Below are 22,382 nucleotides of genomic sequence, written 5' to 3' on the forward strand. Positions count from 1 at the left end.
TGGTACAATGGAAAGAATAATCTTTGCTATACTAAAAATGAATAATCATAATGGATGTGGGAAAACAACATGAAGAAAAAAGAGACGATCACGATTTATGATGTTGCACGAGAAGCCAATGTATCGATGGCTACTGTTTCCCGGGTTGTAAATGGTAATCCTAATGTAAAACCAGTTACACGTAAAAAAGTGTTAGAGGTGATTCGGAACCTAGGTTACCGTCCGAACGCGGTGGCACGTGGTCTTGCTAGTAAAAAGACAACAACGGTAGGAGTCGTGATCCCTGATATCTCAAATGCTTTTTATGCAGAGGTGGCAAGGGGCATTGAAGATATCGCGACGATGTATAACTACAATATTATCCTGAGTAACTCAGACTTGCGACAAGAAAGAGAGCTTCGGTTGATTGAAACGTTAATGGAGAAGCAAGTGGATGGATTGTTATTTTTGGGTGGAACGATTACACCTGCTCATAAGGAAATTTTTTCGGCATCCTCAATTCCGATTGTGTTGGTGGCGACAGAAGATCTAGAGAGGAAGCTTCCTTTTGTTCATATTGACCAGAAAGAGGCGTCCAAAGAAGCGGTAATGGTTTTACTAGCAGAAGGGCATAAGAAGGTTGGTTATATCTCTAATCCAAATGAAGATAGGGTGCAAGGTGTGCCACGCCTAGAGGGCTATAAGCAAGCGCTTCATGAGACAGGAATGGAGTATGACGACTCGATGGTTCGTTATGGGGATAACGGGTATCGATCCGGGTATCAGGCGATGCAGGATTTACTTAAGGCTGAGCCTGAGATTACCGCAGTAGCATGTGCAAGTGATGAGATGGCAGTTGGGGCGTTACATGCACTGCAAGATGCGGGTAAAAAGGTTCCAGAGGCATTTTCTGTCATTGGTTTCCATAACATTCCTTTGGCTTCGCAAGTACGCCCGTTGCTCAGTACGGTAAGTTATCCGATGTATGATGTGGGAGCCGTATCGATGCGATTATTGACCAAATACATGTTGCATGAAGAAATCGAAGCAGAGCAGGTTTGGTTACCTTTTAGTTTAGAATTACGAAACTCAACGAATCTGAAGCAGTGGCCAGAATAGAGAGAGAGGAATCAATCGGATGAAGATCGGAATCATAGGAGCAATGGATAGTGAGATCGCCCGTTTTTTAGAGGATTTAACAGAAAAACAAGTACATCAGATCCATGGTTTTTCCTACTATGAAGGGATTATGGCAGGTCGTCAAGTGGTGATTACCAAGTCAGGTGTGGGTAAGGTAAATGCCGCCATCTGTGCAACAACATTAATTAGTCATTTTCAAGTGAAATCGGTCCTATTTACCGGAGTAGCAGGGGCTGTGTATCCAGATCTGGAGATTGGGGATATCGTGGTTTCGAGTGAGTGCCAGTATCATGATGTGGACGTAACAGCTCTGGGTTTTGCACGTGGCCAGATTCCATTTCAAGAGACTTCGATCTTCCCAGCTAATCCAGCTTTAGTACAGTGGGCGGAAGAAGCGGGTCTGGAGATGGAGGGAGTTCAAGTGAAAGTAGGAAAGGTTTTATCTGGGGATCAGTTTATATCTAGTAGCGAAGCGGTACATATACTTCGTGAGGAGCTACAAGGCGCTTGTGTGGAGATGGAGGGAGCGGCGGTCGCTCATGTCTGCTTTATGCTTAATACCCCATTTGTTGTGATCCGCTCTATGTCAGATCGAGCCGACCATTCTGCTCATGTCAATTTTGAGGAGTTTACCCTTCTAGCGGCGGATCGTTCCTATACGATGGTCCGATACCTTTTGCATAAGATTGCATAAAAGTATGCATATACGTAGCAAATGATCCCTGTTTCTGTGCGTTTAAAATCCCCTTTTCAGAGCAAAATAAAGTCACAATATGAAAGGGGGTTTTCTAAATGGCACGTGATGTTCGTTGTGAGGTAAACAACTGTACGTATTGGGGATCTGGCGACAAATGTGAGGCCGATGCAATCTATGTAGTGAGTCATAGAGGAAAAGAAGCGGAAGATCAAAAGGAAACCGATTGCCACACCTTTGAACGGAAAGCAAAGCACTAAGTTTGTTTCATGAGACGGTTGTGAAAATCTGACCCATAAAAAGGTCAGGTTTTTTTATATGATGAATGAAGAAAACACTCTATGTTATAATCATACATAAAAGAAAATTTTTATATTTCTTAGGGGGAGAATTATATGCTAGATCACTCGAAATCAGTAGGGATTCAAACAAAAGAAAATAACTTGGTGAACTATGAGGAAGCTTATAAAGATTTTTCTTGGGTGGATGTAGAGAAAGCATTTACTTGGAGCGAGACAGGAAAAGTGAACGCTGCCTACGAGGCGATTGATCGGCATGTAGTAGAAGGAAAAGAGAATAAAACGGCTTTATGGTACAGTGATGAATCGAGAGATGAGAAATATTCATTTGGTGATTTAAAAACATTATCCAATCGATTTGGAAATATACTTAGAAAATACGGAATTTTTAAAGGAGACCGAGTTTTTATCTTTTTGCCACGTACACCTGAGTTATATATCAGTTTCTTAGGAGCTTTAAAAGTGGGAGCAATTATTGGCCCTCTGTTTGAAGCATTTATGACGGTAGCGGTAAAAGACCGTTTGGAAGATAGTGAAGCAATAGCGCTCGTGACCACGCCCTCACTACTGTCGCGTGTGCCACTTGACGAACTCCCGCACCTCAAGCATGTCATCTTAGTAGGAGATGATGCTGACAAAGGAGGGATGATTTCCTATGAAGAGGAGATGGAATCAGCCTCCGAGGATTTAGAGATTGAATGGGTGGATCGAGAAGATCCAATGCTCATTCACTACACGTCGGGTTCAACAGGGAAGCCAAAAGGAGTTGTGCATGTTCACAATGCGATGATTCACCACTACCAAACAGGAAAATGGGTCGTGGATTTACAAGAGGATGATATCTATTGGTGTACAGCAGATCCAGGCTGGGTGACAGGTACTTCTTATGGAATATTTGGCCCCTGGTTGCACGGAGTTACCAGTGTGGTTCGAGGTGGCAGATTCACCCCAGAAGATTGGTATCAGACCATTACTGATAAGAAGGTTACGATCTGGTACAGTGCGCCGACTGCTTTTCGGATGCTGATGGGTGCAGGGGATGAGATTGTAGAGAAGCATGACTTATCTACGGTGCGTCATATTTTAAGTGTAGGAGAACCTTTAAATCCGGAAGTAGTACGTTGGGGATTAAAAGTATACGGCAAGCGGATTCATGATAACTGGTGGATGACCGAGACAGGTGGAACCCTCATTTCCAACTATCCGCAGATGGAGGTGAAGCCTGGCTCGATGGGACGACCTTTTCCGGGAGTCTACGCAGCGATTATCGATGATCATGGAAATGAGCTTCCTCCGTACTCAATGGGGCACTTAGCGATTCGAACTGGCTGGCCTTCGATGATGAGACAGATCTGGAAAAATGAAGCCAAGTATCAAGAGTACTTCCGGATTCCGGGATGGTACCTATCTGGGGACACAGCGTACCAAGATGAGGATGGCTACTTTTGGTTCCAAGGCCGGATTGATGATGTGATTAACACGGCTGGGAAGCGAGTAGGACCATTTGAAGTAGAGAGCGCTCTAGTGGAGCATCCAGCGGTAGCGGAAGCTGGGGTAATAGGGAAACCTGATCCAGTACGAGGAGAGATTATTAAAGCATTTATTTCTTTAAGGCAGGGATATGTTGCGTCTGCTGAGTTGAAAGAAGAGATTCGTCAGTATGTAAAGGATCACATGGCGGCTCATGCGGCTCCTCGTGAGATTGAGTTTATCGAGAAGCTCCCGAAGACGCGGAGTGGTAAAATCATGCGACGTGTGTTAAAAGCCTGGGAATTAGGATTGCCTACGGGTGATTTATCGACAATGGAAGAGTAAGCAATCCTCCGTAGCTCCAGTTGGTATGTGAGTGCATAATAAATTTCTATAAGAAAATCGTTTTTTTACAATGAAAGAAGGAAGCGTTTACTTGTATATAACGGCGCTTCCTTCTTTCATTTGTGTCTATATTCTTAATTATATTTGTACCTTGACTGAGGTACATGTTCAGCAAGTGTTTTATACTTTTTATCGGAACGGAATCCACTCTTTTTCACATAGTTCGGTTGGGACCAGATTCTTAACTTTTCTGTCTTTGCTAGCTGTTCCGCTTTCCGATAGCGTGCCTTGTGTTTATGCCGTGCAAAATCATATGCGTAGCGAGCATAGCCTCTGCGAAGTAGTTCTTCATTTAATAGGCGATCGGTGTTAATCCAAATATGAGCTAAAATTCGCCCGTGCTGATCTCGTAAAGGGTGATCTAACTCGATTTCCAATTTGTTAGCGAAGATTAATTCGTCATAGATATAACTTTTCGCATCTCGTGCAAATGGTTCTGGTGTAGCTCCAAACGGAGCATAATTCATTTCTGGAGTATCAATGAGAAGAAGGCGTACTTTTTCTTTTTGCCCGCGCCATAGGACAATAATCGTGTCCCCATCTACGACTTCTTCTAGGCGCACTTCTTCACGTAGGGTAGACATAGCTTCTCACCTTTCATCAACTTTTTCTGCCTATTTATCAGGAGATCTTATTATAATTTTAAACGATTTGATAGAGCAGGGCAAAGCGAAATCGTGAGAAATCTATGAAAAAATGATAAAAAAAGATCCCGAGATATGCTCTCGGGATTCAAATTAATGATTGTCTCCACCATCGCCAAAATTTATTTGGTTCTTGGTTGGATCATCCGGATTAATATTATCGCCGCCTGGCGGTTTTTGACCGTTATTTCGAGGTGGCTGTTGAGGTGATGGTTGTGGTTGTTTCTCTTTCTTTTGGTTATTGGTATTGGTGTTTGTGTTGGTATTCGGATTCGTTTGCGTTCCAGAAGGTGTATCTGTCTCAACAGGTGATCCTGATTCATACTGGACGTATCTCGAAGTTCCACTTGGGAAGCTAGAACCTTTCTTAATCAAATCAGGTCTAGCAGTAGCAGCGGCTTTAAATAATTTCACCCATGCTTCTTTGGCTAAGGTTTTATCACCCACAGCATTGTAGTCATAACCAGACCAGACACCCATGGTCACTTCTGGTGTATAGCCTACGAACCAGAGGTCATATTCGCTTGTGGTGGTACCTGTTTTACCGACAACATTGTATCCGCCTGTTCCGCTACCAATGATTTTCCCTGTACCGCTTGTCACAACTCCACGTAGCATAGAAGTAAGTTGTCGTGCTGTATTGGTTTCAAACACTCTTACTGGATTTGGTTTGTACTGATAGATGATCTTATCATCCTTATCACGAATTTCACGGATGATATGGGTTTCGTTATATACGCCATCATTAGCAAACATGGAGTAAGCACCTGTCATTTCTTCTACAGTGTAACCAAAAGATGCTCCACCCAGAACCAAACTATCTACCGCTCGGTCTTTCTGAATAATGTCGATGCCCATTTTCTTCACATAGCCATCAAACAAACCGCCTTGTCCGAGTTTCCGTAGGACACTACGATAGATTTTGACAGCAGGTACGTTTTTAGACCACTCCAGAGCGTACGTAGTACTAATTGGTCCTTTGTTTCCGTCATAGTAGCCGCCACTACCACGCTTGGCGAGAGGCTCATCAACGACAATTGAGCTTGGACCGATGATTCCTTTATCTAGTGCTGGACCGTAGGCTAAGATAGGCTTCATCGCTGAACCTGGTTGGTTTCGGGCGGCAAATGCATGATCTTTTTGGTTTTTCTTAAAGTCTGCACCACCTACGAAAGATAGGACTTCACCTGTTTTTTGATCTACCATAACGGCCCCGATTTGCTCGGTAAGCTTTCCGTTACGGCCTTTGACTGATTTGCTATTGTATTTGATCTTAGAGGCAGCTTTTTCCATCTCATCGTACATTTTCTTATCGATGGTTGTGTAGATTTTTAATCCACCACTTCTTACGTAATCGTTGTATTGCTTGTCTTTCCAACCGCGGTCGGGATTTTTTTCTTTATCGATATCTTTGAGAATATCAACTGCTTCTTTTTGAACGGCTGTCATAATGTAAGGGTAGTTTTCCATCCCACCTTCTTCCTTTAGGGCTTCCTCGGAAACAAATGATTCTGAGATATCAGCCTTGATCGCTTCGTCATACTCTTTTTGGGTGATCTTGTTTACGGTAAGCATATTTTTCAGGACCAACTGCATCCGCTTTGTCCCTAACTTAATGGCTTCTTCAGCTTCTTTGGCTGGATTATTAGGGTTGTATCGATTTGGACTTTGTACCATCCCTACGAGATAAGCGGCCTCTGGAAGCGTTAGCTTATCGATATCCTTGTTAAAAAGTCCGTATGCTCCTACCTTAAAGCCATAAAGAAGCTTATTATTAGCACCGTTTCCTAAAAATACACTGTTTAAGTAGCTTACTAAAATCTCTTCTTTGTTGTAGTATTTTTCTATGCGGTTTGCATCGATTAGTTCTTTTGCTTTTCGTTGATAGGACTTTTCAGTGTTTTTGAGGATTTCCCGTTTGACTAATTGTTGAGTGAGGGTACTACCACCACTTGCGTCCTCCATCCCAATAGCGCTTTGCCATGTGGCGCGTAGGATTGCTTTGGGAACAAACCCGCTATGCTGATAAAACTCTCTATCTTCTGTCGCAAACAATGCGTCTAGTAAGTGTTTGCTCACTTCTTTAGAGCTTTTAATTAATTCGCGTGAATCTTTGCGGTGCATTTTTCCAACTGGTGTTTTATCTGTGTCACCGAAATATACATACGAATCCGAGCTAAAGTTAGCGAGTGTTTCTTCGAAGTCTGTCTTTTTACGAATTTTCTCATCTTTGGTGAAAGCTTGAACAGCTCCGAGCCCTACTCCAGCAGCTCCTACAGTTATGGTTAATAGGGATACGGCTACGATAAAAGTAGTCTTACCCAGCTTTTTTAGTATGCGTTTACCTTTTTTAGGTTGTTTTTGTAATTCCATCTTGCTACCTCCTTGTGTAAGAATTATATCACTTAACGGCTGATTTTCTTGTGACAATTCCGTGCTACTACGTTTGTTATGGGCATAAAAAAGGGACTCCTGTATTGTATCAGAAGTCCCAGGTACAGGATATGGTAATTTGGTAGTGAATTATGGCAATCTGTGGATATTTGCATCATTACGGAAGCTGTCTCTCTCGCTCTGTGAATCAAAAGGGAGTGGGATGTTCTGATGTTGAATATCGTCTGGTTTGGCGGGCTTACCTGGCTGAGTCGGTCTACCCGGAGGTGTAATAACAGGTATCGTGATTTCGTTCCCTTCTTCATTCCCTTTTTCTTTTTCCTCTTCCTCTTTTTTCTTTTTCTCTTCCGCTTCTTTTCGCTTTGACTCTTGCCATGCAGAGAAGCGGGCACGGTCAAATGAAGCGACTGCCATTTCAAAGCCTAAGTTTCCAGGATTAGGGAATTTACCTGCGAGCAATTGAGGGTTGACTCGTTCGATCGCTTTAAAGATATTGACCCATGCATTTTTCGCCATGTCCTTATTAGTCATGGACATGTTGTAATCATAGCCAGCCCATACGCCGATGCTGATCTTAGGCGTATACCCTATAAACCATAGGTCGTCATAGTCACTACTGGTTCCTGTTTTACCAGCCACATCATATTTAGGATTAATTTTTCTTCCTATGATCGAGGCTGTGCCCCCTTTTACAACTGTGCGCAACATTTTGGTGATCTTGTAGGAGGTTTGAGGCGAAAAGACTTCGACTGGTTTGCTTTTGTGTTCAAAAATGATATTTCCATCCGTATCTTCGATTTTACTGATGACATATGGGGGGTGATGGGTTCCGCCGTTGGCAAATGTAGCAAACGATGCTGTCATCTTCTCTACGGTAAATCCGTATGTATTCCCTCCGATGGCAGATGATTCTGTATCATGGGGATGCGGATTTAAACCCATTTGACGGATAAAGTTAAATGCTTTCTCCTGTCCAACGGCTCGAAATGTTTTGATGGCAGGGGTATTAAGTGAAAATTTTAAAGCGTGTTCCACTGTGACGGGTCCTTGGAATCTTTCATTCGCATTTTTATAATCGCCGCCACCTCCGCCTTTTTTAATTACTTCATCCACAATTTTGGCTTGAGGGGAGAGAAGACCCAGTTCCAGTGCAGGGCCATAATCAAGGACTGGTTTAATGGCTGAACCTGGCTGATTTTGTACATCGAAACAGTGATCCTTTTGGTTCTTATCAAATTTGTGGGTGCTTGGGACAAAGGCGAGGACGGCTCCTGTCTGATTTTCGATTACACAAGCGCCAAGCTCTTCTTCATATTTCTTGCCTGATTTGGGATATAATCGGGGGCGAAGTGTGATTCCTTTTATGACGTCCTGATTAATTTCGCTGTATAATTGCTCGTTTAACGTTGTGTAAAAACGATATCCTTTCGTCGAGGCAAGCTTTTTGTACTCTTCCAGTGTAGAGCGATATTTACCTTGCTTGTTCAATTCCGCCAGATTTAACCCGTCATTTTCCATCAGGGTCTTGGCCGCTTCATCTTCAATGGTAAACATAATAAATGGATATTTGCTGTAGGCATTTTGAAATTGTTCTGGTTTGGCTAGGGATTCTTCTAGGTTAAAAGAGAGGGCCTCTTGGTACTCTTTTTCATTTAAATACTGATATTCTCTCATTTTAGAAAGAACGAGCTTCATTCTCTTTAGTCCGCGCTCAAGGCCGGTATTGGTCTCTTCTTTAGTAGCCGTAGATGAATCGCTGTAGAAGGGACTAAGTGCATTAGGGCGTTGAACCATTCCAGCAATGTAGGCGGCTTGGGCAGGGTTTAGGTCTTTTACATCCTTTTTAAATAATCCATTTGCTGCGGATTTAACACCATACATTTGTTGGCCGTGGGCACCGGGTCCAAAATGGACGACATTCATGTAGTTACGGATAATTTCATCCTTGTTGTATACTTGTTCAAGGCGCAGAGCTAAAATGATTTCTTTTGACTTTCGCTCTAAATCTTTAGATCGATCATTTAGAATAAGGTTCTTGACTAATTGTTGTGTGATGGTACTGCCGCCCGTTTGAGAAGAGGCGTTTGTGGCAGACTGATAGGCAGCACGTATGATGGAACGTGGCACAATACCTTGATGTTTGTAAAAGTCTCGATCCTCGATAGCGATAAAGGCATTGGTTAAGTTAGGACTTACCTCTTTGATATCGCCTAATAGGGTACGGTCCTGATTTTCGGCACGTAGAGATCCGATGAGGACAGGCTTCCCATCATTGTCTTTATTCTGAAAATAGGCATAACTCGTTTCGAATAGTTTCTTTAAATCTTTGTCCAGATCACTTTTTGATCGAACTTTTTCATCTTTTACGATCGACTGAACAACACCAGCTGCAACACCGACTCCCAACATCACACCAGTAAGAGAAATGGTTACGATGATCATTCCGATATAAAGGAATGTTCTTAGTATTCTTTGGGTGGTTGAATGGGAGTTCTTGTATTTATCGACCCGTTTCTTCATTTTCCTTGATACCCTCCTCGGTTTCGGGTAATATTATACCATATATTTGAAAGTGACGAACAAGTACAGTAGCCAATAAGTTTTTTCGAATTCAGAGAACTGGTGGTAGGTGCAAACCAGTCGAGCCTTTTTGGTGAATTACGCTTGGGAGCTTATGTGGACACGGGTCTGCACGGTTTCAAACCGATATCATGATCGAGTGGGAGATTCATTTGTCATGTGATCTTCAACAAGGGTGGTACCGCGGAATAACTTCGTCCCTTATCGGGAGTGAAGTTTTTTATTTTGCCTAAAAAAGGAGAGAGAATGTTGAGTCATCGAGATGAAAAAAAACCAATGACACCAGAGGTTGAGCAAGAATTACAACGACAGTTAGCTATTTTAGAGAGAGGGACAGTGGAGATTCTACCACTAGATGCCTTTCATAGTAAGTTACGTCGTTCGATTGAACAAAAGAAGCCGCTAAAAGTAAAATTAGGACTGGATCCGACTGCTCCTGATATTCATATAGGGCATACCGTTGTGTTTAATAAACTAAAACAATTTCAGGATCTAGGTCATACGGTTCAATTAGTGATCGGAGATTTCACGGCTCGTGTAGGAGATCCGACAGGGAAGTCGGAGACCCGAAAGCAGTTGACGGAGGAAGAAGTCCTTCATAATGCGAAGACCTATACCACTCAATTATTTAAGAGACTGGATCCAGCTAAGACGGAGATTTCCTTTAATAGTAAGTGGCTAGCTCCTCTGACATTTGCTGATGTAACCAATCTAGCCGCGAAAGTAACGGTTGCTCGGATGCTTGAGCGTGATGATTTCTCAAAACGTTACCAAAGCGGTCAGGCGATTAGTATTCACGAGTTCTTCTACCCGCTCATGCAAGGATACGATTCCGTTGCGTTGCAATCCGATGTGGAACTAGGAGGCACGGACCAAACCTTTAACCTGCTCATGGGGCGTCAATTACAAAAAGAATTTGGCCAGGAAGAACAAGTCATTTTAACGGTGCCACTTCTAGAAGGTCTCGACGGCGTGAAGAAGATGAGTAAAAGCTTGGGCAACTATATTGGAGTGGACGATGAACCAAGTGATATGTACGGGAAGTCGATGTCGATTCCAGATGAGTTGATGTACAAGTACTTCCAGCTTGCCACAGATCTTCCGAATGAGGAATTAACGAATCTGAAAACGGGCATCGAAGCCGGTTCGATTCATCCACGTGATGCCAAGATGCGTTTGGCTTACACCTTTGTTGAGATGTACCATGGGGAAGATGCGGCAAAAGAAGCAGAGCAGCGTTTCCGCACTGTCTTTCAGCAAAATGCACTGCCAGATGATATTCCTGTAGTAGAGATCGCACAGGCTGATCTAGAGACGGAGGGCACATGGGTTGTACCATTGCTGACTCAGTTGAAGCTTTGTCCGTCCAATGGAGAAGCGAGGCGGATGATTCAAAACGGTGGTGTGCGTGTGAATCAGGAGAAGCTATTGGATGTACAGGCGAGGATTCAGTTAGAAGATGGGCTTGTGATTCAGGTTGGAAAGAGGAAGTTTGCTCAGATTAAGTTGGTTTAGGTGATTGTTGATTTAATGAACAAGGGAGACCCTACGATAAAAAGTAGAGTCTCTTTTGTATTTACATGGCAAATTGATTTATAGCTAGTCCATTTTCATGGATGAATAGTTGTAGGCAGTTATCACGCTAATTGGGCTGTATGCATAAGCTAAACTATAAGTTAAGTGTGAACTAAAGGAGAATTAGTATGCCAGTATCGGTGATTATGAATCAAATTAATGTCAATTTGGTTCAGGGGAACGGCGCGGTTTCGACGGGTCAAAATAATTTGTCGGATTGGACCTGTCAGGGTAAAGCGAACATAGCGAATGGGATACAGGCTGGTATATTCTTATCGACAGCACCTATAAACTTCCAAATGGATAGTGACCTACTCGATACTGCTATTACACAGCCTGAATTGTTCGCACCGAATACGAGTATGCAGATATAGGGATGCGATATGGGAGAGAAATAAATGGATGTCACGGTTGGAACGATTCAGGTCCAGTTAATCACCCAAAATGCAGGGATTTTTGTAGGAGAGAATTATCCGATTCAGTGGAGTACGCAGCTAAAGATTAATTCTGCCGGTGGGACGGTTGCGGGGGATGGAAATATTTTGTATCGAGCTATCAATGTTATTGATGATCCTGATATTATCGATTCGTATTGGGTCAAGATTGAAAAGGGTGAGGAAAAAGAGGAAGATGAAGGGCCGGTAGGTCCTCACTCAAGTTGTGGATGAGGGAGATCCATTTTGCTCGTTTTCATCCGGCTTCATTTTTTCTGTTATCAACTTTTGTAGCCAGTCCGGAATTTCTTTTGAGTCTGCAGCCTGTGTAAAGGTGTCTATGAGATCAGAATCCTGTAAAACCGAGTAAAGATCGTGAATCTGATTCTGGTCTCCATGAAATGATCCCAAGCCCTGATTATGCTTTTTTACACTCTCGAAGTCACTTAACCAGTTATTCCCCATATTGACAGAGGAGGCACCCTCCATGACTCCGATCCGGATCGTTCCGAGTAAAAAAGTGGGAGATTTCATCGGTATCACCACTCCCTTTATATATTCGTCTGAGCTAATCCACCGGCTTATTGGGATAGCGAATGGAAAATCCACTCTGGTTCGAACTCACTTTCATTTCAGACAATGGGTCAGTAGAAGATGGATCGGATGGCTGTGAGTGTTTGGATACCGATTTCTTGGAGGCTTGGATACCTAGATTGTTCCCAATATTCAGCGACCCGCTTAGCTCGTCGATATCCAGCTGGTCCAGCCGAAAGGTGAGCTGTTCGAGTACAGGTTGGTGAATATCGAGTTGATGGATATGGATGTGGACTTCTGAGGATCGATTTAGCAGTTCCTTAACACTAGACTCCAATTGGTCGAGTTTGGTGGCTAGTTGTTGGGTCGGATGAGGCGAATGAATACGACGTTTTCGAAACCAAGAGATCATGTAACTCATCCTTTATGGTTAATGGCTAATTCGAGCTTGGATGATGAAAGTCGAAATGGTCTTGATCATGAATGGTTTGGATCGTACGGATCATACAGTTTTGATCTCCTACAACGCTAGAACCCTCGTTCTTTTTAGTAGTGGATCGGATTTGTGTATGAATGTTTTTTCCCGAGAAAATGCCTGCTGATTGTGTCATGGCGTCTACTTTTAGAGAGTCTAATTTAAATTTTATCTGAAAAACCTCCTAAACGAGATGATAAGGAAGGTGTGGATATGATGAATGATATTTGGAGTACAATTCGATCAATACCTTGGCAAGGTGGGGACCCGATTACTCCCGGAAAATTAAATCCTACTCAAATACAAACATTTATTCAAAAAAGCATTCAGCAGTCGCTGGGTGAGGTATTTCAAAGTAATCCGATTGCTACTTCTTTTAGTGGAAATGATTCCGGAATGCAATGGGATTTAGTCGAGTTGATGGATTACGTTATTATTAAGGGTGAGCTACCAAATAGCGTTCGCCCCAGTGAGATTCGATTTTTTTGTACAAAGTCAGAACTCATTATTGAGACGGGGTCGAAAGGAAATAGAACAACTGTTTCGTTACCTTGTTTAGTGAAAGAAAAAGGGATTCGTGCGAAATGTAAAGAGGGAACTTTTGAGATACGGCTACCGAAAGAGCGTGGAGGAAAGGAAACATTAATTGCTGTAGAATGGGAATAGCATTCATAATAGTTCCACTTCTTTTTTATATGATTCATTGCGGCTATATATGATTGGAAGGATAAAAAAACTGCCATGTCTACTAGACATAGCAGTTTACTTACGAAAAGATTAACGAGAGTAAAACTCTACGATCAAGGTTTCGTTGATTTCGGATGGTAATTCACTACGGTCTGGAAGACGAGTGAGAGAACCTTCCATTTTGCTCTCATCAAAAGTGAGATATTCTGGTAAGAAAGAGCGCTCTGCAAGAGCTTCTTTCACGATGGTTAGGTTTTGGCTACGCTCGCGAAGACCGATTACATCACCGATTGAAACAGTGAAAGCTGGGCGGTCTACTTTTTTGCCGTTCACAGTAACGTGACCATGAACTACTAATTGACGTGCTTGAGAACGAGTGCGTGTTAGACCGAGACGGTATACGAGGTTGTCTAGACGTACTTCAAGAGCTTTCATGAAGTTTTCACCATGAATCCCTTGTACTTTACCAGACTTATCGAATAAGTTGCGGAACTGACGCTCGTTTAAGCCGTACATGAGACGTAGTTTTTGTTTTTCTTGCAATTGGATTCCGTACTCGCTCAATTTTTTACGAGCTTGTCCGTGTTGTCCTGGAGCATAAGGACGTTTTGCCAACTCTTTACCAGTACCGGAAAGAGAGATGCCAAGACGACGACTAAGTTTCCAGCGTGGGCCAGTATAACGTGCCATAGTATTAACTCTCCTTTTGTGATCATTTGCGATCAATTGTGTTGTTATCGCACAAACGACAGGGACTATTTCGCTGTAATGGATCTGCCCGCTTCCGGATAGCGACGAAAGCAAGAGATTCCTATCTATAAATGCGATAGGGCGAAGTAGTGAGGGTGATCCCTTCACCTTTTATGAGCTATCCTCATCTCCCTAAGGAGGGATACATTTGAGCCATACAAGGATGAATTATATCATTCTACTAAAAAAAGTCAATGGGGAGCTCGTGGACAGGGTTACCGTCCCTGAGGTGGATATGCACGTACATAGTTGATCGTAAAGCCTCGTCCCGAAAATTTTTCCTCGTATTCAGTGGTGATATTGGTGTTTGCCCATTCGCTTTGATGTAAATCGCGGGACATCTCGACAATCTCCCAACCGTGTGCTTCTAGCTCTTCTAGTGAGAAATCGAATAGGGAAACACTATCTGTTTTTAAGATGAGGTCACCGTCTGGTTTTAATACGTTGCGATATTTGTCTAGAAATGTGTGGTGCGTGAGGCGACGTTTGGCATGACGGGTTTTCGGCCACGGATCGCTAAAATGAAGATAGATCCGGTCGACTTCTTCTCCTGGAGAAAAAATTTCTTCTAATTTGGTAATATCCATCCATATATATCGGAGATTGGTGCACTCTGTTGCTTCCCCTTTTTGGACTGCATGCATGAGAGGTTCTTCGATCTTTTCTACGCCAATCCAATTAATATCAGGGTGAAGCTCCGCTGCCTTGGCTAAAAATTGCCCTTTTCCTGTTCCTAGTTCGATATATAACGGTTGTTTGGAAGGAAAGCGAGTCCCCCATTGACCTTTGCTTTCTTCGGGTTGTTGCACGACGAGTGGGTGAGTAGATAAGATCTGCCGTGCTAATGGATGTCTTCGTAAACGCATAGATTTGTCCCTCATTTGTTCAGAATTAGCTATATTATTATAGCCTAGACTTCGCTTGTCGACAAAATAAGATTGAAAAGCTTGCCTAGATTGCACTAGGTTGAATCGTGCGCTAAGATGGAGGTGAAGTGGGGGATTATGCATATGATGAAGCCATATAAAGTTGTGGCAAAAGCGATTATCTTTGATCAGAATCGCGTGTTGATTTTGCGTAAGTCATTGCAGGAGAGGCTCGCGAAAGATTCTCATGGCTGGGATTTTCCGGGTGGGACACTGGAACCTGATGAATCATTAATGGATGGGCTATCTCGGGAGTTACAAGAGGAAGTGAGTTTATCTGTAAAAGTGGTGGCCCCTGCGTATATTTACGATGAAGTTCAGGAAGAGAAACATATGATGATCATTAAGTTTGCTTGTCACCAACCGAGTGGGGAGGTCATGATCAGCGAGGAGCATGACTCTTATCATTGGTTTGATCTTGATAGCTTACACCAAGCATCGATTCCAGAGTGGATGAAAGAAGAGATTCGTCGAGCCCAGCGTATCTATAAAGAATTCCAAAAATAACTGTTTGCCTTGGAGAATACCTTGTTTTCCAAGGCTTTTCGAGCACAGAATTGCCATAAGGCCGCCTCTTTTTGTAAGTAGCTTCATGATATACTATGGATATATTAGAATGTTTGTTTAAATAATGAAGAAATAAGGTGTTATGATCATGACTAGGAGAAGTGTTATTAAATCCATTGCTTTATTATTTTTGTCCATTATCGCATGGCAATGGAAATGGCTTCTTTCCAAGATACAAGGACTTTTTCCAAATGCGACCTCAACCTCCTCTGTTGCTATGCCAGCAACACCTAAGTCACTACCCAGTTTTCAGGCAAAACAATTATTATACCAGTTCAAGGTAAAAGGACAGGCACCAGCCCAGAGTTTGATTGAATTACGAAATAAAAATAACATTTTGTTCTCCAACACGATTAAGCTAAGTAAAGAAAAAAAAGCGGACTATCCACATGTTGTGTATTCGAAAGAACAAGATGTTTCGATTGTAACAATTGCTTTATCGCCTGAGTATGACTCCTATCCCGATTTAAAAGTGGAAGCAAAAGGAATCCCGATTCACGATCAGAGAGTGGTTCGGCAGACAGAAGTGAAAATGATTGAAAATACTCATCCCATAGAAGGATATACTCCAAAGATTAGTTATCAGCCAGGAGAGAAAGTAGAATTTAAAGTTCATACTAAGAAAAAAGAATTTAATCTAGTAATTAGCCGATTTGGATTAGAAGAGAAAGTTCTATATCAAAAAACAGGAATAAAAGGAGAGGTGCAAAACTATCCGGCTTATGCATATAGGGAAGGATGTCATTGGCAAACTAGCTTTGAATTTACGATCCCAGAGGATTGGGAATCGGGGATGTATGCGGCCAAGGTATGGGATGAGAGTAAACGAGAATTTTATATCACATGGATTGTTCGGCCGAAACCAATGAAGGAGAAGGTAACAGCGGAAGTGAAGAAAAAGCGTATCGCTATGCTTTCTGCTACGAATACATGGCAAGCGTATAATCCTTGGGGCGGAGCTTCGTTATATACATATAAGAGAAATCCGAGGTTCCAACGATATTTACCCGATCAGATAGGCCCGAGGTTTGCGCAGTATGTAACCACACAACGTCCGAATCATGAAGGGCGTCCGGTTCCGATGCTAGGGCAAGAGCCTACCCATTTGGCGAGTGGAGAGAGATATGTGTTTGCTTGGTTTGAGCGTGAGAAGATTCCATTTGATTTATACAGCGATATGGATTTTCATCAAAATCCTCATCTACTGGACTCATATGGCACTCTCTGCATCCAAACTCATAACGAGTACTGGACTAAGGAAATGTATGATCAACTCGAAAAATTTGTAGACCGTGGTGGGAACTTGATTTATCTGTGTGGGAATGGTGTCTATTGGAAGATGGTTATCAATAATGATCTGATGGAAGTGCGTAAGGATAACGAAATGCATATGTTGAATGGTGAAATGGGAGGTACTTGGAGAAGCTTGAAACGGCCAGAGTCAAGGTTATTAGGAGTGCGCTATACAACACCTGGTATCACTACCTTTGCTCCATATCGAGTCTTACATCCAGACCATTGGATTTTTGAAGGAACGGGAGTAAAAAAAGGAGATATTATGGGTAAGGAAGGTCCGAGAGGGCCTGCTTCTGGACACGAAACGGATAAACGAGATAGTCATTCACCTAAAAATGTGATTCTCCTTGCAAAAGGGCTTAATCCGGATGAAGACCCACTTCAACGGAGTGATGGAAGTCTGCCTGTCGACACAGAAAAGGGCATGGAAGTGGGCAAGGGTGGTGGTGAAATTGTTTACTACGATCACGCTAAAGGCGGAGGCGTGTACTCAGTTGGCTCGACCACGTATGGGACTTCTATGTGGGTAGATCCCGTTTTATCAAAAATGTTGCGTAATGTGCTAAAACGCTTTACCGGATTGTAAAAATGAAGCGATTGATTAGGTTTCATTACCTAAATCAATCGCTTCATTTTTTGAATGGATTAGTTAGGCGATATTAGGCCTGTGTGGCTCACCAAATATTCTACATACTGTTCCAAATAAGTTTGATCTTCTTCGTTGAACCGCTCTAATTCAGGACTATCAATATCCAAAACCCCGATTATTTCTCCTTGAAATCTCAGGGGAATTACGATTTCTGATTTCGTTTCAGCATCACAAGCGATATGTCCCGGAAATTGATGTACGTTTGGTACGAGGATGGTTTTATTCTCGGCTACTGCTGTACCACAGACCCCTTTTCCAACTGGGATTCGTACACAGGCTGGTTTTCCTTGAAAAGGCCCTAATACGAGTTGATCTTGCTTTCGTAAGTAGAACCCGACCCAGTTAACTTGTCCGAGGGTGTGAAAGAGATGAGCAGCACTATTCGAAAGGTTTGCTAACCAATCGGTCTCTTCCTCGATCAGATGTTGAAGTTGTTTTAGAATAAGGGGATACTGATTTTTTCGATCATGGGCTGTGATTTCAAAGGAAAACATCTTCCATTCCTCCGTTTTGAGTTTGTATGCGAAAATATTTTAGCTTGACAGAAAAAAATTAATCTGTTCCCTTGTGAATACAGGGAATGATCGTTACAATATCTTTATCATATAGGACTTATTTAAACAATAGAGAAGGGGATTATGATGCGCGACGAACGTATTACAAAACTAGCTGATATTTTAGTCAATCACTCCTGTCGAGTGAAGAAGGGCGATAACGTCTTTATTGATATGTTTGGAGACGACCGCAATCTGATTCGAGAAATTATTCAGAAAGTGTATGAGGCAGGTGGGTTTCCACATGTCCAATTAAACGACCACACTGTTACACGTGCCGTACTAATGGGGACAAGTAAAGACCACATGACACAGGTAACCGAGATACAAAAGACAATCATGAGTAAGATGGATTGTTACATAGGAATTCGTGGAGCCAATAATATCAATGAGCTTAGTGATGTGCCAGCGGAAAACATGTCATTGTATATGCGTTTGTTTAACCAACAGGTACATTCTGAAATTCGTGTGAAGAAAACTCGCTGGGTCGTACTTCGTTATCCAAATGAATCCATGGCACAACTTGCTGGTATGAGTACAGAGCAGTTTGAGGACTTCTACTTCGAAGTATGTAATGTGGACTATAAGAAGATGGATCAGGCGATGAATCCGCTTCAAAAACGTATGGAAGACGCTGATTTGGTTGAAATTAAAGGACAAGGTACGGATTTGCGTTTCTCCATTAAAGGAATTCCGGTTATCAAGTGTGCCGGTGAATGCAATGTTCCAGATGGCGAAGTGTATACCGCTCCTATCAAAGATTCGGTCAATGGATACATCACTTTTACAGCACCAACTCTCTATCAAGGCACGGTATTTGAAAATGTGCGCCTAGAATTTGAGAACGGAAAAATTGTAAAAGCGACAGCTAATTCTGATGCGAATACGCTGAAGCTTAATGAAATTTTAGATACAGATGAAGGCTCTCGTTTCATTGGAGAATTCGCGATTGGAGTAAATCCATCCATCTCACATCCAATGAAAGATATCTTATTTGATGAGAAGATCAATGGTAGTTTCCACTTTACACCAGGTCAAGCTTATGAGGAGGCCGATAACACGAATCGTTCTGCGATTCACTGGGATATGGTTTGTATCCAACGTCCGGAGTACGGTGGGGGAGAAATCTATTTTGATGGTGAGTTAATCCGCAAAGATGGATTATTTGTGGTCGAAGATTTAGAAGGTCTAAATCCAAATAACTTAAAGTAAAGTAAATCGTTATCAACGACAAAGAGAATCCTCAGTTGGAGAGATTCTCTTTGTCGTATCTATTTTCATAAGGAGAGAGACAAAATGACAGCTCCAATCGATCAAATTGTATCAACGATAAAAGACCTAGTACATATTCCAAGCCCAACAGGGTGGTCTACTTCTGCAATCGATTATGTAGAGAAGCGATGGCAGCAGACCCATTGGGAGATGAGACGGAATGCAAAGGGTGCACTTACCATAACCATCCCCGGAAAGGATCAAGAAGTCCATCGATTCGTAACGGCACATGTGGACACCCTTGGTGCCATGGTGAAAGAAATCAAAAGCGATGGTAAGCTCGCTTTTATGAGGATCGGAGGCTTTGGATGGTTCGCTATCGATGGAGTCTATTGCACCGTTCATACAGAAGATGGAAAAGAAGTCCGTGGTACCATTCTTGCAACCAATCCTTCCGTACATGTAAATCCAGAAGCAGATACAAAAAGAGAGCAACACACGATGGCTGTCCGTCTAGATGCGAAGGTTCGGAGTAGAGAGGATGTTGAACAGTTAGGGATTCAGGTGGGAGACTTTATTACATTTGATCCAAATTATGAGGAGTCTGAGACTGGATTTATCAAAACGAGGCATTTGGATGATAAAGCGAGTGTGGCGGTGTTGATTGAATTAGTGCTCGAGATGAAGAAGCAAGGAATCGTGCTACCTCATACGACTCATATTCAAATCGGTACCTTTGAAGAAGTTGGCTTCGGTGCTAATTCCAATATTCCGGCTCAAGTGAGGGAGTTCTTGGCTGTTGATATGGGAGCAATTGGAGAAGGACAGAGTACAGATGAGTTTACCGTGTCGATTTGTGCTATGGATGGTGTAGGGCCGTATAACTACGAACTTCGTAAGAAATTAGTGAGGTTGGCAAAAGAGTACAAGATTCCGTATCAGATTGATCTGTATCCATTCTATGGTTCAGATGCAGGAGCAGCTTTAAAAGCAGGAGAAGATGTTATGCATGCCCTCATCGGCCCAGGTGTTGATGCTTCCCATGCATTTGAGCGTACTCATAGAGATTCCTTACAAGCTACCTATCAACTATTAAACAAGTATCTGGAAACAGAGTCGTTGTAAAAGGCGTCGAGATTTTTAGGAAGCATTTATAACTTGAATTTGGTTTAGCTGAGCTTTTGTGAGAGGGCGAGTACAGTCAGGCCGATTCATTCTTCCTTTTGTTACACCAGCCCGAAATCCTCCGTCTGGAGTCGGTACGGCCACCCTGATTCCAAATACTTGGCTCACCCAATGGAAAGGGAAGCAAACGGAAATTCTGCCATCCGTCGTTCCTGCGTATTCTACAGCGGCAGCATAGTGATTCTGATCTTGTAGCCAGACAGAGCCTGAATCTCCCGCTTTTCCAACTACTCGTCGATGTCTGGTTACAATGATTTGATCCACAAATACATCCTCTCCATCTACGAGTACATCTGTATGGACAGATCGGATGTTGCCTCTTCGAAAGCCCGTTGTCCGGCCTGTTTTGATCAAATTCATCCCTACACAACAAGAAATGAGATGCCCAGGTACAATTATTTTTTGGCCTGTATTTCCTAAAAGATACCTTGGATCTAGAAGTCTATTTCGTCTAGGTTTTGCTAGCGCAGCATCTACATAGTTAATATCTGTTGCCGGTTCTGCGTATTGAAATAATTTTCCGATTCTGTTGATTCTTGCTCTTCCTCGATCGTAAACTCCTGGTTGATAGGTAGAGTTAGTGGCTCCTGGTCTTTCAGGAACGAGTACATGTTTATTGCTAAAAACATATAACTGTTTTGGATTAGGGAAGTTGGTAACGATAATCCCGGCTGTTCCGGCAATGGGTTCGTCTGAACTTATGCTTACTCCTCCAGGAACGGGGCGGATTCTCGTTTGATTCAGAGGCTTGGCAGCATGATGTTGAAATCTCCCGACTCGTTCGAAGAGCACAGGAATACGAGCGGGCACACCTAGCTTCGCTCTGATGGAAGATGCCATCGAGGACTGTTTCCGTGTGGAGAGGCTCTTGTCGATATAGGTAATAATACAAGCCCCCTGGGATGGCTTTTGTGGGTTGGCGTATCCGACTCCAATCGCATGCACACCCTCATTCCGTAAAATGGCCGGGGAAATCTGTTTTTTGTGTCTGATGCAGTCCATAAAAGTGGCCATGTAGCATTCTCCCTTCTAAAAAAACATTAAGAATGCTACAGCCTATGCGTAATCCTTTTCTCCGCCTGTGCGTTCGCCTATCATCTGTAAATGTTAAGAGCTTACAATTTCAATGGTCTGTATGGAATCGATTGGTTGGCTCTTATGATCTTGATCTCTTAGATAGAGGAGAGCAGGCCCACCTTGTTTTTCTCCCAGAGGCTTTCCATCAATCGCAAAGCATAAATAGGAATGAAGAATTTCTTCGTATGAAAGGCATATTTTCTCGCCATCTCGTCGATGGATAAGGGCAGTATGTGCACCTTCTTTTGGTTCGGCATTGATCAGAAATGGACGAAGAGCCATTCCAAGGCTACTTGGTTCGATCGTAAATCGGCGTTCGTCAAAGATCCAAACTCCCGGGTCTATATTTATAGTGAAGTTGGTATCTCCCTTTATTTGTATAATCATCTCTTCATCACCCAATCTCTATGGTACGTATCTCCCTATTATATATATAAATTCTTCCTTTCTTCCAACTCCATTTTGCAAATCTACCACTTTTCGTGATAAACTAGTTTTAGCATGCACGTTGAAGAAGTACCGTACCCCGTGTGGAACGGTCGATGGGGGGCGTAGAAATGACCACACCGACACAGACCGATTTAAATGCAAAGGCGCTCGAAATCCTTAGAAGTGACGCTTCTAAGATTGAGCAGCTGATTGCGGTTCAGTTAGAACACCTAGCTCTGCCTAAGTGTCCACTTTACGAAGAAGTGATGAATATGCAGATGTTCGGGCTTTCCCGTCAAATCGATTTTGCTGTTCGCGCTGGTATGATCAATCGTGAACAAGGTCAGCAAATCATCAATGATTTAGAACGGAAATTAGCGGATTTATTTAGTCTCATTATGCCGTAATGAAATTAAGTATAGAAAAT

The 22,382-nt window shown here is 42.6% G+C and carries 24 protein-coding genes and 1 other annotated feature; of the genes, 13 read left to right on the forward strand and 11 right to left on the reverse strand.

Features of this window, described 5'->3' with window-relative positions:
* The first annotated feature begins 69 nt into the window (after nucleotides 1-69).
* The 4 genes from ccpA to acsA all read left to right on the forward strand — a co-directional run bounded on the left by ccpA (nucleotide 70) and on the right by acsA (nucleotide 3,927).
* Nucleotides 70-1,098 carry a catabolite control protein A gene (gene ccpA, locus BT147_RS08235; RefSeq protein WP_072333495.1) on the forward strand — a complete coding sequence of 343 codons (1,029 nt, stop codon included), beginning with the start codon at nucleotides 70-72 and terminating at the stop codon, nucleotides 1,096-1,098.
* A 19-nt stretch (nucleotides 1,099-1,117) separates the two neighbouring features.
* Entirely contained in the window at nucleotides 1,118-1,813 is a 696-nt protein-coding gene (locus BT147_RS08240; RefSeq protein WP_072333498.1) for a 5'-methylthioadenosine/adenosylhomocysteine nucleosidase, read from the forward strand.
* 98 nt (nucleotides 1,814-1,911) lie between these two features.
* A complete protein-coding gene (locus BT147_RS08245) occupies nucleotides 1,912-2,073 on the forward strand; it encodes a DUF1540 domain-containing protein (protein ID WP_072333501.1) in 162 nt (53 codons plus the stop codon).
* 135 nt (nucleotides 2,074-2,208) lie between these two features.
* Complete coding sequence (gene acsA, locus BT147_RS08250; protein WP_072333504.1) at nucleotides 2,209-3,927, forward strand: acetate--CoA ligase; 1,719 nt, start codon at nucleotides 2,209-2,211, stop codon at nucleotides 3,925-3,927.
* A 134-nt stretch (nucleotides 3,928-4,061) separates the two neighbouring features.
* On the opposite strand, the gene BT147_RS08255 is transcribed toward acsA, so the two are convergent.
* The 3 genes from BT147_RS08255 to BT147_RS08265 form a co-directional block, all read right to left on the reverse strand.
* Complete coding sequence (locus BT147_RS08255) at nucleotides 4,062-4,571, reverse strand: thermonuclease family protein (protein ID WP_072333507.1); 510 nt, start codon at nucleotides 4,569-4,571, stop codon at nucleotides 4,062-4,064.
* 153 nt (nucleotides 4,572-4,724) lie between these two features.
* Nucleotides 4,725-7,004, reverse strand: a complete 2,280-nt coding sequence (locus BT147_RS08260) for a transglycosylase domain-containing protein (RefSeq protein WP_072333510.1) — start codon at nucleotides 7,002-7,004, stop codon at nucleotides 4,725-4,727.
* Nucleotides 7,005-7,154: 150 nt separating this feature from the next.
* On the reverse strand, nucleotides 7,155-9,545 hold the full coding sequence (locus BT147_RS08265; protein WP_072333513.1) for a transglycosylase domain-containing protein: 2,391 nt from the start codon (nucleotides 9,543-9,545) through the stop codon (nucleotides 7,155-7,157).
* Nucleotides 9,546-9,591: 46 nt separating this feature from the next.
* Nucleotides 9,592-9,810: a binding site (T-box leader), on the forward strand.
* A 41-nt stretch (nucleotides 9,811-9,851) separates the two neighbouring features.
* On the opposite strand from BT147_RS08265, the gene tyrS reads away from it, so the two are divergent.
* The 3 genes from tyrS (at nucleotide 9,852) to BT147_RS08280 (ending at nucleotide 11,848) form a co-directional block, all read left to right on the forward strand.
* Complete coding sequence (gene tyrS / locus BT147_RS08270) at nucleotides 9,852-11,120, forward strand: tyrosine--tRNA ligase (protein ID WP_072333516.1); 1,269 nt, start codon at nucleotides 9,852-9,854, stop codon at nucleotides 11,118-11,120.
* A gap of 188 nt (nucleotides 11,121-11,308) precedes the next feature.
* Complete coding sequence (locus BT147_RS08275; RefSeq protein ID WP_072333519.1) at nucleotides 11,309-11,554, forward strand: hypothetical protein; 246 nt, start codon at nucleotides 11,309-11,311, stop codon at nucleotides 11,552-11,554.
* 24 nt (nucleotides 11,555-11,578) lie between these two features.
* Nucleotides 11,579-11,848 carry a hypothetical protein gene (locus tag BT147_RS08280; RefSeq protein WP_072333522.1) on the forward strand — a complete coding sequence of 90 codons (270 nt, stop codon included), beginning with the start codon at nucleotides 11,579-11,581 and terminating at the stop codon, nucleotides 11,846-11,848.
* Here the strand turns inward: BT147_RS08280 and BT147_RS08285 are convergent.
* From BT147_RS08285 to BT147_RS15480, 3 genes are read right to left on the reverse strand one after another with little or no spacing between them, the layout of a single operon-like run.
* Complete coding sequence (locus BT147_RS08285) at nucleotides 11,834-12,148, reverse strand: hypothetical protein (protein WP_072333524.1); 315 nt, start codon at nucleotides 12,146-12,148, stop codon at nucleotides 11,834-11,836. The genes BT147_RS08280 and BT147_RS08285 overlap by 15 nt on opposite strands.
* Before the next feature lie 34 nt (nucleotides 12,149-12,182).
* On the reverse strand, nucleotides 12,183-12,560 hold the full coding sequence (locus BT147_RS08290) for a hypothetical protein (protein ID WP_072333526.1): 378 nt from the start codon (nucleotides 12,558-12,560) through the stop codon (nucleotides 12,183-12,185).
* 25 nt (nucleotides 12,561-12,585) lie between these two features.
* Complete coding sequence (locus BT147_RS15480) at nucleotides 12,586-12,759, reverse strand: hypothetical protein (RefSeq protein ID WP_177239744.1); 174 nt, start codon at nucleotides 12,757-12,759, stop codon at nucleotides 12,586-12,588.
* 80 nt (nucleotides 12,760-12,839) lie between these two features.
* Between BT147_RS15480 and BT147_RS08295 the strand changes: the two genes are divergently transcribed.
* Nucleotides 12,840-13,289 carry an Hsp20/alpha crystallin family protein gene (locus BT147_RS08295; RefSeq protein ID WP_143187954.1) on the forward strand — a complete coding sequence of 150 codons (450 nt, stop codon included), beginning with the start codon at nucleotides 12,840-12,842 and terminating at the stop codon, nucleotides 13,287-13,289.
* A 111-nt stretch (nucleotides 13,290-13,400) separates the two neighbouring features.
* On the opposite strand, the gene rpsD is transcribed toward BT147_RS08295, so the two are convergent.
* Both rpsD and trmB read right to left on the reverse strand, forming a co-directional pair.
* A complete protein-coding gene (gene rpsD, locus BT147_RS08300) occupies nucleotides 13,401-14,000 on the reverse strand; it encodes a 30S ribosomal protein S4 (RefSeq protein WP_072333530.1) in 600 nt (199 codons plus the stop codon).
* A 275-nt stretch (nucleotides 14,001-14,275) separates the two neighbouring features.
* Nucleotides 14,276-14,926 (reverse strand): tRNA (guanosine(46)-N7)-methyltransferase TrmB, encoded by a 651-nt coding sequence (gene trmB / locus BT147_RS08305; protein ID WP_072333533.1) that lies wholly within the window; start codon nucleotides 14,924-14,926, stop codon nucleotides 14,276-14,278.
* A gap of 144 nt (nucleotides 14,927-15,070) precedes the next feature.
* On the opposite strand from trmB, the gene BT147_RS08310 reads away from it, so the two are divergent.
* Both BT147_RS08310 and BT147_RS08315 read left to right on the forward strand, forming a co-directional pair.
* Nucleotides 15,071-15,493, forward strand: coding sequence for an NUDIX hydrolase (locus tag BT147_RS08310; RefSeq protein ID WP_072333536.1), 423 nt, complete (start codon nucleotides 15,071-15,073; stop codon nucleotides 15,491-15,493).
* A 148-nt stretch (nucleotides 15,494-15,641) separates the two neighbouring features.
* On the forward strand, nucleotides 15,642-17,435 hold the full coding sequence (locus tag BT147_RS08315) for a N,N-dimethylformamidase beta subunit family domain-containing protein (protein WP_072333539.1): 1,794 nt from the start codon (nucleotides 15,642-15,644) through the stop codon (nucleotides 17,433-17,435).
* A 59-nt stretch (nucleotides 17,436-17,494) separates the two neighbouring features.
* Here BT147_RS08315 and msrC read toward each other — a convergent pair whose 3' ends face one another.
* Entirely contained in the window at nucleotides 17,495-17,992 is a 498-nt protein-coding gene (gene msrC, locus BT147_RS08320) for a free L-methionine (R)-S-oxide reductase MsrC (RefSeq protein WP_072333542.1), read from the reverse strand.
* Between the two features lie 147 nt (nucleotides 17,993-18,139).
* Here msrC and BT147_RS08325 point away from each other — a divergent pair, with 147 nt between their 5' ends.
* Together BT147_RS08325 and BT147_RS08330 are read left to right on the forward strand one after the other, a co-directional pair.
* Nucleotides 18,140-19,264, forward strand: coding sequence for an aminopeptidase (locus BT147_RS08325; protein ID WP_072333545.1), 1,125 nt, complete (start codon nucleotides 18,140-18,142; stop codon nucleotides 19,262-19,264).
* 84 nt (nucleotides 19,265-19,348) lie between these two features.
* Entirely contained in the window at nucleotides 19,349-20,389 is a 1,041-nt protein-coding gene (locus tag BT147_RS08330; RefSeq protein ID WP_072333548.1) for a M42 family metallopeptidase, read from the forward strand.
* 15 nt (nucleotides 20,390-20,404) lie between these two features.
* Here the strand turns inward: BT147_RS08330 and BT147_RS08335 are convergent, their stop codons facing one another.
* Together BT147_RS08335 and BT147_RS08340 are read right to left on the reverse strand one after the other, a co-directional pair.
* Nucleotides 20,405-21,463, reverse strand: a complete 1,059-nt coding sequence (locus tag BT147_RS08335; RefSeq protein WP_072333551.1) for a hypothetical protein — start codon at nucleotides 21,461-21,463, stop codon at nucleotides 20,405-20,407.
* Between the two features lie 93 nt (nucleotides 21,464-21,556).
* The gene (locus BT147_RS08340) at nucleotides 21,557-21,913 is read right to left on the reverse strand and encodes a molybdopterin-binding protein (protein WP_143187955.1); all 357 of its coding nucleotides are present in this window, start codon (nucleotides 21,911-21,913) and stop codon (nucleotides 21,557-21,559) included.
* A 170-nt stretch (nucleotides 21,914-22,083) separates the two neighbouring features.
* On the opposite strand from BT147_RS08340, the gene BT147_RS08345 reads away from it, so the two are divergent.
* On the forward strand, nucleotides 22,084-22,362 hold the full coding sequence (locus tag BT147_RS08345; protein ID WP_072333558.1) for an Fpa/YlaN family protein: 279 nt from the start codon (nucleotides 22,084-22,086) through the stop codon (nucleotides 22,360-22,362).
* Nucleotides 22,363-22,382: the final 20 nt, after the last annotated feature.

Source organism: Thermoactinomyces sp. DSM 45891 (assembly GCF_900119485.1).
In the GTDB taxonomy this organism is placed as follows: Bacteria; Bacillota; Bacilli; order Thermoactinomycetales; family Thermoactinomycetaceae; genus Baia.